The sequence below is a fragment of the Novosphingobium sp. AP12 genome, from assembly GCF_000281975.1.
In the GTDB taxonomy this organism is placed as follows: Bacteria; Pseudomonadota; Alphaproteobacteria; order Sphingomonadales; family Sphingomonadaceae; genus Novosphingobium.
On sequence record NZ_AKKE01000121.1, the window covers coordinates 1 to 15809 of the forward strand.

11 protein-coding genes and 1 tRNA gene are annotated in these 15809 nt (G+C 66.3%); 8 read left to right on the plus strand and 4 right to left on the minus strand.

Features of this window, described 5'->3' with window-relative positions; genetic code table 11:
* The first annotated feature begins 98 nt into the window (after positions 1-98).
* The 5 genes from yacG to PMI02_RS15915 all read left to right on the plus strand — a co-directional run bounded on the left by yacG (position 99) and on the right by PMI02_RS15915 (position 6515).
* Complete coding sequence (gene yacG, locus PMI02_RS15895; RefSeq protein ID WP_007684666.1) at positions 99-290, plus strand: DNA gyrase inhibitor YacG; 192 nt, start codon at positions 99-101, stop codon at positions 288-290.
* Positions 291-411: 121 nt separating this feature from the next.
* A tRNA-Phe gene (locus PMI02_RS15900) sits at positions 412-487 on the plus strand.
* Positions 488-719: 232 nt separating this feature from the next.
* Positions 720-1895, plus strand: coding sequence for an efflux RND transporter periplasmic adaptor subunit (locus PMI02_RS15905; protein WP_052025616.1), 1176 nt, complete (start codon positions 720-722; stop codon positions 1893-1895).
* Between the two features lie 7 nt (positions 1896-1902).
* Positions 1903-5103 (plus strand): efflux RND transporter permease subunit, encoded by a 3201-nt coding sequence (locus PMI02_RS15910; RefSeq protein ID WP_007684669.1) that lies wholly within the window; start codon positions 1903-1905, stop codon positions 5101-5103.
* Entirely contained in the window at positions 5100-6515 is a 1416-nt protein-coding gene (locus tag PMI02_RS15915) for an efflux transporter outer membrane subunit (protein ID WP_007684671.1), read from the plus strand. The genes PMI02_RS15910 and PMI02_RS15915 overlap by 4 nt, the downstream gene beginning before the upstream one ends.
* 37 nt (positions 6516-6552) lie before the next feature.
* On the opposite strand, the gene PMI02_RS15920 is transcribed toward PMI02_RS15915, so the two are convergent.
* From PMI02_RS15920 to PMI02_RS15930, 3 genes are all read right to left on the minus strand, one after another.
* A complete protein-coding gene (locus tag PMI02_RS15920) occupies positions 6553-7596 on the minus strand; it encodes a dihydrodipicolinate reductase (RefSeq protein WP_007684673.1) in 1044 nt (347 codons plus the stop codon).
* A gap of 127 nt (positions 7597-7723) precedes the next feature.
* The gene (locus tag PMI02_RS15925) at positions 7724-9946 is read right to left on the minus strand and encodes a TonB-dependent receptor (protein ID WP_007684675.1); all 2223 of its coding nucleotides are present in this window, start codon (positions 9944-9946) and stop codon (positions 7724-7726) included.
* Between the two features lie 140 nt (positions 9947-10086).
* Entirely contained in the window at positions 10087-11772 is a 1686-nt protein-coding gene (locus tag PMI02_RS15930; protein WP_007684677.1) for an MFS transporter, read from the minus strand.
* 240 nt (positions 11773-12012) lie between these two features.
* On the opposite strand from PMI02_RS15930, the gene PMI02_RS15935 reads away from it, so the two are divergent.
* A complete protein-coding gene (locus tag PMI02_RS15935) occupies positions 12013-13266 on the plus strand; it encodes an acetyl-CoA C-acetyltransferase (protein WP_007684679.1) in 1254 nt (417 codons plus the stop codon).
* A gap of 23 nt (positions 13267-13289) precedes the next feature.
* Entirely contained in the window at positions 13290-13790 is a 501-nt protein-coding gene (locus PMI02_RS15940; protein ID WP_007684681.1) for a MarR family winged helix-turn-helix transcriptional regulator, read from the plus strand.
* Positions 13791-13921: 131 nt separating this feature from the next.
* On the opposite strand, the gene PMI02_RS15945 is transcribed toward PMI02_RS15940, so the two are convergent.
* Complete coding sequence (locus tag PMI02_RS15945; protein ID WP_007684683.1) at positions 13922-14230, minus strand: hypothetical protein; 309 nt, start codon at positions 14228-14230, stop codon at positions 13922-13924.
* A 336-nt stretch (positions 14231-14566) separates the two neighbouring features.
* On the opposite strand from PMI02_RS15945, the gene PMI02_RS15950 reads away from it, so the two are divergent.
* Positions 14567-15796 carry a CaiB/BaiF CoA-transferase family protein gene (locus PMI02_RS15950; RefSeq protein WP_007684684.1) on the plus strand — a complete coding sequence of 410 codons (1230 nt, stop codon included), beginning with the start codon at positions 14567-14569 and terminating at the stop codon, positions 15794-15796.
* Positions 15797-15809 lie beyond the last annotated feature (13 nt).

Here is a 15809-nt window from a genome sequence, read left to right on the forward strand (position 1 = left end):
TGGCTTGCCCAGCTCGCCCGCCGCTCGGGCCGCGCGCTGCGCTGGAACGAGGATCGCACCCTTGCGCTCGGCGGCGGATTCGCGCAGGCGATCACGTCATGACGATATCCGGACGCAAGTGCCCCATCTGCGGCAAACCCCGCTCGGAAGAGCACACTCCCTTCTGCTCGAAGCGCTGCCGCGACCGCGATCTGCTCCAGTGGCTGCAGGACGGCTATGCCCTGCCCGGTCCCCCGGCCGATCCGGACGTCGATCCCGACGCCTTTCCGGGCAATCCACAGGACGATTGAAATTTCGCCCCCTTATTGAAATATCATCGTCATTAGGGGGTTGCCAAGGCGCGCCGCCTTCGTCATAGGCCCGCTCCACCAACCGCTCGCCGGTCCTTTCGGGGGCCGCAGCCGAAGCGATGCCCGGGTAGCTCAGTTGGTAGAGCATGCGACTGAAAATCGCAGTGTCGGCGGTTCGACCCCGTCCCCGGGCACCACTTTCCCTCCTCGGTCACTCTTCTCCGCACGGCGGCAATTCGCCAGTCACCCGCCACGTCGGGCCGTGCATCGACGTCGGGATGGGCCATTTGACGCATGGTCGCAAATTGTCGCACCTGCGAAATGTGCCCTTGCGAGGTTGCCGCATTGCTTCAATAGGACGAAGCAAGACCCAAGAAGGCGTGCGAATTGAAAATCCTGTCCCCTAATGCCCTCCGCGTGCGGCATCGCATGCGCTTGCCTCTGCTCTTGCTGGCAGTGGCAACCCTTTCTGCGTGCTCGGGCGAATCGGGCAAGGATCAGGGCGAGAAACCCGCCGCCGCCGTCGGCTACATCGTCGCGGCGACGAGCACCGTTCCCGTGGGCGTCACTCTCAGCGGCCGCACCGTGGCCTTCGAGACCTCCGAAGTCCGCCCGCAGGTGACGGGCGTGATCCGCAAGCGCTTCTTCACCGAAGGCAGCCTGGTCAAGGCGGGACAGCCACTGTTCGAGATCGACCCGAGCCTCTACCGCGCCGCGGTGAACCAGGCGCAGGCGAACCTGTCCAGCGCCCGCGCCTCGGCCGAGGCCGCCTCCGTGAAGGCCGATCGCTACCGCCCGCTCGCGGACATGGAAGCCATCGCCAAGCAGGACTACACCGACGCCCTGTCCGAAGCGCGCGTCGCCAAGGCCGCGATCGCCCAGAATGCCGCGACGCTCGACACCGCGAAGATCAACCTGCGCTTCACCACCGTCCCCGCGCCGATCAGCGGCCGCATCGGCCGGTCGCTGATCACCGTCGGCGCCCTCTCCAGCGCGACGCAGGCCGATCCGCTCGCGGTGATCCAGCGGATGGACCCGATCTACGTCGACATGCAGCAGTCCGCCAACGAACTCACCGCTCTGCGGCGCAGGCTGGCCGAAGGCGGCGTGCTTCCGGGTAGCACCGACGTGCGCCTGCAGCTCGACGGCGGCACGATGTATCCGCTGACGGGAACCGTCCAGTTTTCCGAAGTCACGGTCGACCAGACCACCGGCACCGTCACCCTGCGCGCCCGTTTCCCCAATCCGGACGGCGCGCTGCTGCCCGGCATGTTCGTGACCGCCATGTTCAACCAGGCGTCCGATCCCAACGCGATGCTGATCCCGCAGAACGCCGTCCAGCGCGACTTCGATGGAAGCGCCTACGTCATGCTGGCGGGAGCGGACGGCAAGGCCGTGCGCCGCAAGGTCACCGCCGAGCGCACTTACGGTGCCAGCGCGGTCGTCACCGGCGGCCTCAGGAAGGGCGACAAGGTCATCGTCCAGGGACTGAACGGCCTGCGCCAGGGCGCGGCCATCAGGGCCGTCCCCAGCACTTCCGAGCAGCAGGTAGCTCCTCCGAAGGGCGACCAGGCCGCTGGCGGCGCCGCGAAGAAGGGCGGCTGACCCTTACATGTCGCGGATATTCATCGACCGTCCGATCTTCGCCTGGGTGCTGGCGATCATCGTCATGCTCGCGGGCCTCGGCGCGCTCAACTTCCTGCCCAACGAGCAATACCCCGACATCGCGCCGACCCAGGTCAACATCCGCGCGAACTACCAGGGCGCCTCGGCCCAGACGATCGAGAATTCGGTCACCCAGATCATCGAGCAGCAGCTGACCGGCATCGACGGCCTGCTGTACTTCAGCTCCTCGTCGAGCAACCGCGGCCAGGCCAGCATCAGCGCCGTCTTCGCCAAGGGCACCGACCCCGACATCGCGCAGGTCCAGGTCCAGAACAAGGTGCAGTCGGCTCTCCCCCGCCTGCCCCAGACGGTGCAGGCGCAGGGCGTCACCGTCACCAAGTCGAACCCCGACCAGCTCCTGCTCGTCGCGGTCTACGACGAAACCGACACCCGATCGAACCAGGACGTGTCGGATTACCTGACCTCGAACATCCAGGACCCGCTCTCGCGCGTGCAGGGCGTCGGCGACGTCAACGTGTTCGGCGCACCGCACGCGATGCGCATCTGGCTCGACCCGCGCAAGCTCGCGGCGGTTGCACTGATGCCGAGCGACGTGACTTCCGCGATCACCGCGCAGAACACCGAGGTCGCCGCCGGCGAAGTGGGCGGGTTGCCCGCACCGGCTGACCAGGCGATCAACGCCGTCGTCACCGCCGGATCGCGCCTGCAGACCGAGGCGCAGTTCCGCAACATCGTCCTCAAGACGAACCCCGACGGCTCCACCGTGACCATCGGCGATGTTGCCCGCGTGGAGATCGGCGCGGAGAACTACAGCTCGGTCAGCCGCGTCAACGGCCATCCGGGCGCGGGCATCTCGATATCGCTGTCCCCGGGCGCCGACGCGCTCGCCACCGCCGAGGCCGTGAAGGCCAAAGTCCAGGCGCTGGCGACCGACTTTCCCGACGGGGTGAAGTACATCTACGGCAGCGATTCCACCGAATTCATCAAGCTCTCGGTCGAGGAGGTAGAAAAGGCGCTGTTCGAGGCGATCGTCCTCGTCGTGATCGTCATGTTCGTGTTCCTGCAAAGCTGGCGCGCCACGCTGATCCCCGCGATCGCGGTCCCGGTCGTGCTGCTGGGCACTTTCGCGATCTTCTACATCGCCGGATTCTCGATCAACACGCTGACACTGTTCGGGCTCGTTCTCGCCATCGGCCTGCTCGTCGACGACGCCATCGTCGTGGTCGAGAACGTCGAGCGCCTGCTGGAAGAAAATCCCGGCATGTCCCCGCGCGAAGCGACCATCAGGTCGATGGAGGAAATCCAGACCGCGCTCATCGCGATCGCCCTGGTCCTCTCGGCGGTGTTCCTGCCGATGGCGTTCTTCGGCGGCTCGACGGGCGTCATCTACCGTCAGTTCTCGCTGACCATCGTCGCGGCCATGGTGCTCTCGGTGCTCGTCGCGCTGATCCTCAGCCCGGCGCTCACCGCGACCCTACTCAAGCCCAAGGTGCCCGAACACGAGCGCGAACCCAACTGGATCGAGCGCAAGCTCCCCTGGCTGGCGCGCGGGTGGGAGAAGTTCCACGTCTGGTTCAACACCGGCTTCGAGCGCATCACCGACTCCTACGGCCGCCAGGTCGAACGCGTGGTCGAACACAAGTGGCGCTGGCTGGGACTGTTCGCGATCACCTGCGTCGCCACCTTCTTCATGTTCCAGCGCCTGCCCACCGGCTTCCTCCCCAACGAGGACCAGGGCAACATCATGATCCAGTGGCGCCTCCCCGCGGGCACGCCGCGCGCGCGCACGGAGGAAGTGCAGCGCCAGGTCGAGAAGTACTTCATGACCTACGAAAAGAACAATTTCGCGGGCATGTTCACGATCTCCGGCGGCGGCCAGGGCGCGGCCGGCCAGAACAGCGGCCAGGGTTTCGTCAATCTCACCGACTGGTCGCAGCGCACCGATTCCAAGGACAGCGCCGACGCCATCGTCAAGCGCGCTGCCGGTGCGTTCCGTAACCTGCGCGACGCACAGGTATTCGCTCTCGTGCCCGGCTCGGTGCGCGGCCTGGGCACGTCCTCCGGCTTCACCCTGGAGCTTCAGAACGCCAATGCGCTGAGCACCGACAAGTTCGCCGAGGCCCGCGACAAGCTGCTCGCTGCCGCCAACGGCAACCCGCAGCTCTCGGGCGTTCGCCTGAGCAACCTGCCCGACGTGTCGACCCTCAAGATCGACACGAACACCCGCGCGCTCACGGCCTACGGTCTGACCCCGGCGAACGTGAACTCGACGCTGTCCACGGCCTGGGGCGGCTCCTACGTCAACGACTTCATCGACAAGGGCCGTGTCAAGCGCGTCTACGTGCAGGGCGACGCCCAGTTCCGTTCGCGACCCGAGGACCTCGCACAGTGGTTCGTGCGCGGCTCGGGGGGCCAGATGGCGCCGTTCTCGGCGTTCTCGACGATCGGCTGGTCCACCGCGCCCAGTTCGACCTCGCGCTTCAACGGGCTGCCGGCGTTCGAGTTTTCGGGTGACGCGGCATCGGGCGTCAGCTCGGGCACGGCGATGAACGTCATGGAGCAGCTCGCCTCCGACATTCCCGGTGTCAGCGTTGCGTGGGCTGGTTCCTCCTATCAGGAGCGGCTGTCATCGGGTCAGGGCCCGGTGCTTTACGCCCTGTCGCTGCTCGTGGTGTTCCTGTGCCTCGCCGCGCTCTACGAGAGCTGGTCGATCCCGGTCGCCGTCATCCTCGTCATTCCGCTCGGCCTGCTGGGCGCGATCGCCTTCGTGACGCTGCGGGGGCTCGAGAACGACGTCTATCTCCAGATCGGCCTGCTGACCACGATGGGTCTCGCCGCCAAGAACGCGATCCTCATGATCGAGTTCGCCGAACAGGCCGAGCGGCAAGGCAAGCGCGTCATCGACGCCGCGCTAGAAGCCGCGCGCATCCGCCTCCGCCCGATCCTGATGACCAGCTTCGCGTTCATCTTCGGCGTGTTGCCGCTGGCGATGGCGACCGGAGCGGGCGCCAACAGCCGCGTCGCCATCGGCACCGCGGTCGTCGGCGGCATGCTCACCGCGACGCTGCTGGCGATCTTCTACATCCCGCTGTTCTTCGTGATCGTGCGCCGAAGCGTGCGCGACGGTCTCGCGAAGGCCCGCGAGAAGCTGCGCGAACGCCGTGAGCGTTCGGGAGACCCCGCATGAACCGCATTTCGCGGCTGCTGACCGCAGTGCTCCCCGCCCTCGCCCTGGGCGCCTGTTCGCTCGCGCCCAAGTACGTCGCCCCGACCCCGCCGGTGCCGACGTCCTGGCCGGTCGGCGATGCGTACCTGACGCAGAGTGAAGCCTCGCTGCCGCTGGTGTCCTACGAGGACGTGTTCCGCGATCCTCGCCTGCAGGCGCTGGTCGAGCAGGCGCTGGCGAACAACCGCGACCTGCGCGTCGCGGCCGCCAACCTCGCCGCGGCGCGCGCGCAGGTCCGTGTCACGCGGGCCAACCAGTTCCCCGCAGTGGGCGTGAGCGGCTCGGCCACCGACAACGAAACCGGCGGCGGTTTCGGCCAGAACGGCATGAACTATTCGTTGCAGGGCGGTATCTCGAGCTTCGAGATCGACCTGTTCGGCAGGCTCGCCAACGCCACGCAGGCCCAGCGCGATACCGCGTTGGCCACCGAAGCCGCAGCGCGCACGGTACGGCTCGGCCTCGTCGCCGACCTCGCGCTGGCCTGGGCGACATACGCCGCCGATCGCGATCTGCTGGCGATAGCCCAGTCCACCGCCGCGATCTCGATGGACACCGTGCGCCTTTCGACCGCCCGCCTCAAGGGCGGGGTCGCGCCGCGCACCGAACTGCGGCAGGCCGAGCAGGTGCTGGAAACCGCCAATGGCGACGTCGCCTCGCAGAAAGCGCTGCTGGCGCAGGACATCAACGCCATCCGCCTGCTGGTCGGCGCCGATTTCGACCAGTCGCTGCTCCCTGCCGGTATCGATGAGGTCAATGCGAGCCTGTCAAAATTGCCCGCCGGCATGGACACCCAGGTCCTCCTGCGCCGCCCCGACGTGGTGCAGGCCGAATACGAACTGCGCGCCGCCAACGCCGACATCGGTGTCGCCCGGGCAGAGCTGTTCCCCACGATCTCGCTGAGCGCGCTGATCGGTTTTGCCAGCACCTCGATCTCCTCGCTGTTCGACGGCGCTTCGCGCACGACGACGCTGGGCGCCGATGGCAGCTGGTCGATCTTCAACGCCGGCGGCCGCACCGCCAACGTCGAGGTCAGCAAGGCCCAACGCGACGCCGCGTTGGCGACCTACGAAAAGGCGATCCAGAGCGCGTTCAGCGAAGTGGCCGACGCGCTCGCCGATCAGGGCACTCTCACCGAGCGCCTGCGCGCGGCATCGGCGTTCACCTCGGCCGCGCAGGATACTGCGCGGCTTACCGAGGCGACTTACCGCCGCGGCATCGCCAGCTCGCTCGACAACCTCGACGCCCAGCGCAGCCTTTATTCGGCGCGCCAGGCCGAGATCGCCGTGCGACTACAACAGGCCGGCAACCGTGTCGCATTGTACCGCGCGCTCGGCGGCGACCAGGCCACGGCGCCGGCGGACCGCCCTCGGTAACAGACGTCCCTGGCCCGGCCGGGGACGTCTTCGCGCTTCAACCGTAGAGCGGCACGATCTGCGGCAGATCCACGGTGGTGCGGATGCCCGGCGCGGCGGCACAGACGGCCGGGATCGCGTTGATCGGCCGGTGCGCCGTCAGCCCCGGTGTATAGGCCGCGTAGTCCTCTTCCGAGACCGGGAAGTAGATATCGACCTTCACCGGCGTGTCGCCCTCGGTAGTGATGCGCCAGCCGGATTCGCGCAGCGCCCAGTCATGCTCGATATCGGCGGTCACGTACCAGTTCGCGCGGAAGCGCAGGACGGCACGGCCCTTATGTTTGCAGGTGATCGTGGTACGCATGGCGCCCACCGTGCCCGCCGGGACCTTGCCCGCCGCAATGTCGAGGTCCTGCTTCGTGGGTGACAGTTCGCCCACCGCCTCGATCTCGTCGCAAGGCAGGCCGATGGCCTCGGCGATCTGCGAGAGCGAGCTGCCGAAGTCACCCTTGAGATGCTCTGCGCGGCGCTGGTCGAACGGGGCCATGGGCGCGGCGAAGCCCATGATGTGAAACAGCATGTCGGGCGAATTGCGGCTGGACACATCGGCGTATTCGTCGATCGTCAGCAGCCCGTGCTCGCGCTGGAGCGAGAGCAGCGGGATCGCCAGCGCTTCGGTGACGAAGCCGGGGCTCGAGCCGGTCGAGTATATGGAGGTGCCTCCCTTGGCACAGGCTTCCTCGATGCGTGCACGTCTGGCGGCGTCCATCATCGGCGGGTAGTGGAAGTCGCCGCGCGTGGTGACCACGTTCTTGCCCGAGGCAAGCAATGCGCAAAGCGCGTCGTAGTCGGTGCCTTGCGGCATGAACAGCACGCAGTCGGCATCGAGCGCGACGATCTCGTCGAGCGAGTTGGTCGCCTTGACGCCCGTATCGCCGCCGGTGCCGGCCAGTTCGCCCGCATCCTTGCCGACTTTGTCCGGCGAACTGACCCATAGACCGACCAGTTCCATCCGAGGATGCTCGATCACCGTGCGCAGCGCGCGGCTGCCGACGTTGCCGGTCGCCCACTGGACGACGCGCCAGGTCTTGTCTTGCGCCATGTGCTCTCTCCCTTTTCCCATACGACAAGCGCCGCGCCGGGCGTCCCGGGCGGCGCTGCCTTTGCGTCATTTGCTCAAGCGCGCCGACGCCGGGCAATCCCCGCGTGGGAACGCCCGGTGCGGCACCTCAGAACTTCACGCCCGCTTCGATGCCGTAGGTCGCCGGCTTGTTCCAGTTCGCGCCGATGCCGAAGCTGGAGTACTGGGCCTGCGTCAGATAGCGGCTGTTGGTGACGTTGTCCCCGTAGAGCGCGACGTAGAACTTGTCGCTCGGGGCGCTCCACTGCGCGCGCAGGGCCAGGGTGGCGTAGCTGCCCTGCTCGAACTGGATGCCCGAGGGGCCGAAGAAGAACTTCGAGGAATAGAACAGGTTGCCCGAAAGCGCGAGTTCGCCGCCTGCCAGGTCCGTCTCGTAGCGCGAACCCAGGAAGGCGGTGAACTCGGGCGTGCGCTGCATCGTCACGTCCTCGAGCGTGGTGGGGGCCACGACGAAGGTCACGCCGCTGGCGGCGCATCCGGCTGCGGTCGCCGGATCGAGTTCGGCGCAGCGCACGTAGACAGGTGCATCGTTGAACTTCTTGTAGCGCGCATGGACCCAGGCAGCGCCCGTCGAAACCTGGAACGCCGGCGTGATCTGGTAGCGGGCCGAGCCTTCGAGGCCGTAGATTTCGGAAGTCGCGGCATTGATGATCTCGGCAGTACCGGTGCGGAAGATGGAGACCTGCAGGTTCTTGTAGTCGTAATAGAACGCCGCGCCCTCGAACGAGAGGCCCCTCGCCTCGTACTTGAAGCCCACTTCGTAGGCGTTCACGTCCTCGGGCTTCACGTCGTTGCAGGTGTAGTTGGTCAGCGCGATCTGGCACGAGCCGCCGACGTCCGAGATCGCCGCCTTGTAGCCCTTGGTGAACGAGGCGTAGATGCTGGTCTGGTCGGTCGGCTTGTAGCGCACGACGACGCGCGGGGTCAGCTTGTTGTTGGAGATGTCCGGCACCGGCATTTCCACCGCAGTGAACTGCTGGTTCCAGTACGCATCGACGATCTTGTCCTTCGAGTACCGCGCGCCGGCCGTCACGAACAGTTGCGGCGTGATCTCGTAGGTGGCGTCAAGAAAAGCCGCATAGCTCTTGACCGTCGTGCTCGAGCCGCCGAGCCGGATACGCGAATTGGCGTCGTTGCCGAAGTTGTCGAGGTAGGTGAGATAGGTGTCGGTGTTCTCGAAGTAGAACAGCCCGGCAGTCCACTGCAGCTTGGGCCCCGCCTTCGAGGTCAGCAGCAGTTCCTGGCTCCAGGTCTCGTTGATGTTGGGGAGGCCGAGCTGGAAGATGTCGGCGCCCGAATAGTCGAGATCCTGCGACGCGTTGGCTTTTTCGCTCCGATACTGGCTGTAGGACGTGAGGTTCGCGAAGCCGATGTCGGCGGTGATGGTTCCCTGGACGACGTCGCTGTTCGAGCGGAAGAATTCGCCGACGGAGCCGGTGGTGATCTTGTTCTTCGCGGTCGTGAACGGACCCGCGAAACCGCCGAAAGGCGCGCCGAGGCCGAAGTCCTTGGTGTCCAGCGACGAGGCCAGCAGCGGCGATGGGTCGTCGGTGGAGCCGTGCTTGTAGCGCAGCAGGACTTCCACGTTGTCCGAAAGCTCCGCCTTCAGGCCAAGGCGCACCGACCAGTTCTCATACTCGCCGACGCGCTTGCCGGTCACGGCTTCGTGCTGCCAGCCGTCACCGTGACGATACTGCCCTTCGACGCTCAACGCCACGCGATCGGAGATTACGTAGTTGGTGAAGGCCTCGGCGCGGGCCTCATTATAGCGGCCGTAGCTGACGCGGCCTTCGAAGCTGTTGCCGTTGGTCGAAGGCTCGCGCGTGGAGACCAGGATCGCGCCGCCCGTCGTATTGCGGCCGAACAGCGTGCCCTGCGGTCCCTTGAGGACCTGGATGGAGTCGACGCTGATGAGATCGAAGTCGGCCGCCAGCGGGTTGGGCGAATAGAAACCATCGACGTAGATGCCGACGTTGCCGCCGCCGCCCGAGGTGGTCACGGCTGTACCGATGCCGCGAATGGTCGGCTGGAAGAAACCGCCCGCGAAGTCGAACCGAAGCGCAGGGGTCACTTTGCCGATGTCGGCGAGCTGCTGGACGCTCGCGGTCTCGAGCGCTTCGCTGGACAGGTTGGTGATCGAGATCGGCACGTCGACTTGCGCTTCGGCGCGGCGCTGTGCGGTCACGATGATCGCGCCTTCGTCGACCGAGGCGGCGTCCTGCGCCTCAGCCTGCGCGAAGACCGGCAACGGCGCCAACGCCGACAGCCCGACCAGCGCAAAGACGGACGCACAATTCCTTGTGTTTTTCATGGCTTTCCCTCCCAGGATATCTTTTGCCGCCTCTTATACGGAGGCTTTGGCTCAGTTCCAGAAATGAACTGGACAGGTGTCAAAATATCGCAACGGCAGATTTACGCAACCGTTCTTGGGAACGCCGTACTCGCAGCACCTCAGGGGGCGATGTAGCCGATGGTCTCCTGCTGCGGATCGTAGGATTCGGCCTTCCAGCGCACCGATCCGAACGGCCGTTCGAGCCGGCGGCGCACGCGCCGACCGTGGTGGCTGCGGTTGAAGCCGTCGGCCTGGGCTTGAATGTCGAAGTCCGACTGGGTATAGCGGCCGCGCATGCGCAGGTAGTCACCCCAGGTCGGGCAGTGGTAGCGCTCGGTCCAGAGCGCCGGGTTCTCGATGTCGCGCGCGATCGTCCAGTCGAAGGCGCCGATGCGTTTGCGAACCTTCTGCATCGTCGTCATGACCGCGTAGAATTCGCGGGCACGGTCGGGATCGACGTCGTATTCGACTTCGACCACCACCGGTCCCGAGCGCAAGGTCAGCGCCAGCGATGCCGCGGGTTCGTGGCCGATCTCGACCGAGTCCATGTCGGCCTCGGGGTCCTTGGCGACGGGCAGCAGCACGCCCAGCAGCGAACTCGCTCCCACCGCGATGCCCGAGGCGACGAGCGCGAAGGCAACGTCGTGCGAGGCGGCGACGACGCCCCAGGCCCACGCTCCGATGCCCACACCAGCGGTGATCGCCGAGGAGAACAGCGAGAGCGCCCGCGCTGTCACCCAGCGCGGCGCGGATAGCTGGACGGTCACGTTGAGCATCGCCACGGTCAGAATGTTGCAGGCGCCGACGACAAGGAACGCGATGCAGCTCAGCACGAGCGAATGGCTGAAGCCGATCAACACCAGCGCGATTCCGGTGCCAACGGCGAACAGGCGCAGCGCCCACTCGGTCGAGATGGCAGCGCGGATCTGGGCAACGAACAGCGCTCCGGCCACCGCTCCGACACCCTGCGCGCCGAGCAGGATGCCGAAGGTCGCGGCATTGCCGGCGAGCAGGTCCTTGGCGATCAGCGGGGCAAGCGCAGAGGCTGTGGCGGTGGTGAAACCGAACACCATGACGCGCAGCAGCGCCGTGCGCACCGAAGGCGCATGCAGTGCGTAGCGCGCGCCGGTCAGGATAGCGCGGTCGATGCGCTCGGGCGGCAGGCGCGAGGGCACATGTTTGCGCTGCCAGAAGAAGAACGCGGTCAGCAGCGGAATGTAGAGCAGCGAGGTCATGCCGAACACGGCCTTGACCCCGTAGAGCACGACGATGACGCCGCCCAGCGCCGGGCCGAAGCTGCGCGCGACGTTGTAGCTGATCGTCCCCAGCGCCACCGCCGCCGGCAGGTGCCCGCGCGACACCTGCTCGGGGATCGACGCCTGCCAGGACGGCGAGAACAGCGCCACGCCGCCGCCGATGAGCACGCAGAAGCTCAGCAGCACCCACGGCGTCGTCAGGCCCAGGAACGTGATCGTCGCCAGCACCGCCGCGCTGATCGCGCTGAAGGCGAGGCCCGTCATCGCGATCCGGCGGCGGTCGAACATGTCGGCTATGGCCCCGGCCGGGAGCGTCACCAGCATCAGCGGGATCATCATCGCCGTCTGCACCAGCGCGACCATGCTGGGGGAGTTGCTCAGCCGGGTCATCTCCCACTGAGCGCCGACGCCCAGGAACAGCTGCCCGAAGTTCGAGAACAGGCTGGCTATCCAGATGTTGCGGAACGTGCGTTCCCTCAGCGGCGCGAATGCCCCGCCGCCGGCGTCGTCCGCCCTCGGCTCCTGCTTGGCCCCTGCACTGCCCGCCATGGCCACTTCGTCCCTTGTTCTCTTGTTGGCCGACGATCTTGTCCGCCGCGCAGCCCCCGTCAAGCCGGGCATCGCGAAGACGATCGATTGACGTGGAGGACCGCCATACCAATATACTAACCAATGTTAGCAATCGCCGCGGCGATAGGGTCCGGGCGCCCGATTGCAATTCGCCGGGTGCCCCCGCATGACCCTCTCAAAATGGCGCTTTGCCGCGCGATCGAACTTCAGGAGACCCTTGTGACCGAAGCCTACATCATCGATGCCGTGAGGACCCCGCGTGGCCTTGGAAAGATGGGCAAGGGCGCGCTCTCGCAGATGCATCCAGAGCATCTGTCCGCCACGGTCCTCGCCGCGCTCAAGGAGCGCAATGGCTTCGACACCGCCGAAGTGGACGACGTGATCTGGGGCGTGTCTGCGGCGATGGGCCAGCAGGCGGGCGACATCGGGCGCATGGCCGCGCTCGACGCGGGCTACGACGTCAAGGCCGGCGGCGTCACTCTCAACCGGTTCTGCGGATCGAGCATCACCTCGACCAGCCTCGCCGCCGCGATGATCAAGTCGGGCATGGCGGACCTCATGGTTTCGGGCGGCATGGACATGCTCTCCTACGCCAACATGTACGGCATGAAGATGCGCGAGGCCGGGCTCGGCAGCGCCGGCATGGGCGCGGGCAACCCCCGCCTCCAGGCCAAGCATCCGCAGTCGAACCAGGGCGTCGCCGCCGACGCGATCGCCGCGATGGAAGGCATCACCCGCGAGGAACTCGAAGCGCTCGGCGTCGAAAGCCAGCGCCGCGCCGCGCTCGCCATCGCCGAGGGCCGCTTCGACAAGTCGACCATCGTGGTCAAGGACGACGAGGGCAACGTGATCCTCGACCACGAGGAATATCCCCGCCCCGAAACCACCGCCGAAAGCCTGGCCGGCCTCAAGCCCGCGTTCGAGATGTTCTACAACATGCCCTCGGCGCCCGGCGGCAAGACTTATGTCGAACTGATCAACCAGGTCTACCCTGACGTGGAGATCAAGCCGATCCACCACGTCGGCATTTCCTCGGGCGTGGTCGATGGCGCCTCGGCGATCCTGCTGGCGTCCAAGGACTATGCCGATGCGCATGGCCTCAAGCCGCGCGCGCGCATCGTCGCCATGGCCGAAACCGGCGACTGTCCGACGCTCATGCTCAATGGCCCCGTACCTGCAACGCGCAAGGTCCTCGCCAAGGCGGGCCTGACGGTCGACGACATCGATGTTTTCGAGGTGAACGAAGCCTTTGCCGTCGTCGTGGAGAAGTTCATCCGTGACCTTGGCCTCGATCGCGCTAAGGTCAATCCGAACGGGGGCTCCATGGCGCTCGGCCATCCGATCGGCGGCACCGGCGCGATGCTCATCGGCACTGCGCTCGACGAACTTGAACGGACCGGCGGGCGTTATGGCCTCATCACCATGTGTGCGGCGGGCGGCATGGCCCCGGCCATCATCATCGAGCGCGTCTGACGGCGCCCAACAAGGAGCAATGCGTGGCCACCGAGGCGGATAATACGACGACGGACAAACCCGCGGGCAAGATCAGCGACCCGTTCAACATGCGTGACGAAAGCCCGACGCGTCAGGTCGGCCTGCGCATGACCATCGTCGCCCGGCTGCAGCGCAACAACTTCGACCGCAAGGTCGCCGCTCTCAATGTCACGCGTTCACAGTGGGCGATGATCGCGATCGTCGCCCGGTATCCGGGCTCGACCCAGCGCACCATCGCCGAATACCTCGAGATGTCGGAGGCTTCGGCCGGCCGCCTGATCGACCGGCTTTGCGCCGACGGCCTGCTGGAACGCCGCGACCGCCGTGACGATCGCCGGGCCCGCGCCGTCTACCTGACCGAACAGGCCAAGCCCCTGCTCGACCAGCTCGGCGTAATCGCCTCCGAGAGCGAGAAGCGCATGTTCGCGGGCTTCTCGGACGAGGAAGTCACGCAGCTGCTCGATTTCATGACCCGAATATACGAGAACGTCAGCCGCGGCTGACGACCAAAGGCGCCCAGGGCAACGGCTCGGGGCGCCTTTTTTGTGTGCGCCAAACGCGCGCGTCAACGGTACAAACGAAAAGGGCGGCGCCATCGGCGCCGCCCTTCGTCTTGAGAGGTAACTCGCGAGGCTTACTTGGCCGCAGCGATTTCCTTCTTCGACAGCGACGAGGTCACCTTGCCGGCGACGTCGCTCAGGCTCGAAGCCGGAACGGTCACGAGGCGGCCGTTGAGGATCACCTGCGGGTTGCCCTCGGCAGTGACGCGGTAGATCGGCGCGATGCGGTAGCCGTCGGCGGCATAGAGCATCTTGCCGGCGTTCAGGGCAACCGGCGACGCGGCTTCTTCGGTGGCTTCACGAACCTGGGTGGTCTCGGCGAAGGCAACAGCCGGAACAGCGGCGATGGTGGCGAGGGCGAGGATCGATGCAAACTTCTTCATGGTGTGTCTCCGAATCTGCGAGCCTGGGGTAGGTGGTCTCTGGAACTTACTAAGCTAAGTTAGTATCTCGTCGCGCAAGGGTCAATTGCAATTGTTGCAAGTTTACGCGCGCTTTCATCAACGTTATCGCTGCTGCGTAAACTCCCGTCTGCCGCTCTGCTGGCGAGGCCCGGAATGGCGGATAACCGCGCCCTTTCGGCCATGATCGTCCGCACGATGGGGTCGCCGGTTGATCCTCCCCGGCTTTGCGCGCACATCGAACGGACACGCGGAAATGGCCGTAAAGCGGGCCGTTGACGAGAAATCACAAAGATAAAGACTAGGGACTGGCAGCAGATGTCGACAAAGGTCATGGAGGGCGTGCGCGTCCTCGAAGTCGCACAGTTCACCTTCACGCCCGCCGCCGGCGGCGTGCTGGCCGACTGGGGCGCCGACGTCATCAAGATCGAGCATCCGGTGCGGGGCGACACTCAGCGCGGGTTCCTCAACATGGGCGGCGTCACTCTCGACCCGCTGCGCCACACCCTGTTCGAGCACCCAAACCGCGGCAAGCGCAGCGTCGGCATCGACCTGTCCACGCCCGAGGGTCAGGAAGTGCTCTACGAACTCGCCAAGCAGTGCGACGTGTTCCTCACCAACTACCTCCCGCAGGTGCGCCAGAAGAATAAGTTCGACGTCGAGCACATCCGCGCCGTCAACCCGAACATCATCTACGCCCGCGGCTCGGCGCTGGGTAACAAAGGCCCCGAGCGCGAGATCGGTGGTTTCGACGGCACCTGCTTCTGGGCGCGCAGCGGCGTGGCCTATTCGATGACGCCCGAGGAACTGGGCGCTCCGCTCTCGCAGGGCATCCCCGCGTTCGGCGATTCCATCGGCGGCATGTTCATCGCCGGCGGCATTTCCGCGGCGCTCTATCATCGCGAGAAGACCGGCGAGGCGACCGAACTCGACGTCTCGCTGCTGAGCACCGCCGCCTGGGCTTCGGGCGCGCTGATTGCGCAGGTCGCGGAGACCGGCGTGCTCACCCGCAACCCGATGCCGGGTTCGGGCGGCGCGGCGCGCAACCCGTTCATGGGCAACTACCAGACGAGCGACAACGGCACGATCAACCTCTGCACGATCTCGCCCACCGGCCACATCGCCAGCCTGTTCACCCACCTCGGCGTGCCCGAGGCGGCCGAGGACCCCCGCTTCTCGGAACCGCGCGCACTGTTCGAGAATGCCGGCGCCGCGAGCGACATCCTCGTCAAGGCCTTCGGCGCCCAGACTTTCGAATATTGGCGCCAGAAGCTCAAGACCTACTCGGGCCAGTGGGCGCCGGTGCAGAGCTTCCACGAACTGCTGACCGACGAGCAGGCCAACGCCAACGACATGATCTTCGAGGTCGAGGGCGCCGATGGCGGCGCCCCGCTGAAGCTGGTGCGCGGGCCGGTGCAGTGGAACGGCGAAGCGGTCGAAACCACCCGCTCCCCCCAGGCCTCAGAGCATACCGAACTGGTGCTCATGGAAATGGGCATCGAGTGGGACAAGATCGAGGAATGGAAGGCCAAGGGCGCGATTGCCTGAGGCTTTCGCCGCA

Excerpts from the sequence above, each read along its gene's own strand:
- PMI02_RS15930 (WP_007684677.1), bottom strand. The coding sequence starts at position 11,772 with ATGGCGGGCAGTGCAGGGGCCAAGCAGGAGCCGAGGGCGGACGACGCC.
- PMI02_RS15925 (WP_007684675.1), bottom strand. The coding sequence starts at position 9,946 with ATGAAAAACACAAGGAATTGTGCGTCCGTCTTTGCGCTGGTCGGGCTG.
- PMI02_RS15920 (WP_007684673.1), bottom strand. The coding sequence starts at position 7,596 with ATGGCGCAAGACAAGACCTGGCGCGTCGTCCAGTGGGCGACCGGCAAC.
- PMI02_RS15945 (WP_007684683.1), bottom strand. The coding sequence starts at position 14,230 with ATGAAGAAGTTTGCATCGATCCTCGCCCTCGCCACCATCGCCGCTGTT.
- PMI02_RS15905 (WP_052025616.1), top strand. The coding sequence starts at position 720 with ATGCGCTTGCCTCTGCTCTTGCTGGCAGTGGCAACCCTTTCTGCGTGC.
- yacG (WP_007684666.1), top strand. The coding sequence starts at position 99 with ATGACGATATCCGGACGCAAGTGCCCCATCTGCGGCAAACCCCGCTCG.
- PMI02_RS15910 (WP_007684669.1), top strand. The coding sequence starts at position 1,903 with ATGTCGCGGATATTCATCGACCGTCCGATCTTCGCCTGGGTGCTGGCG.
- PMI02_RS15915 (WP_007684671.1), top strand. The coding sequence starts at position 5,100 with ATGAACCGCATTTCGCGGCTGCTGACCGCAGTGCTCCCCGCCCTCGCC.
- PMI02_RS15950 (WP_007684684.1), top strand. The coding sequence starts at position 14,567 with ATGTCGACAAAGGTCATGGAGGGCGTGCGCGTCCTCGAAGTCGCACAG.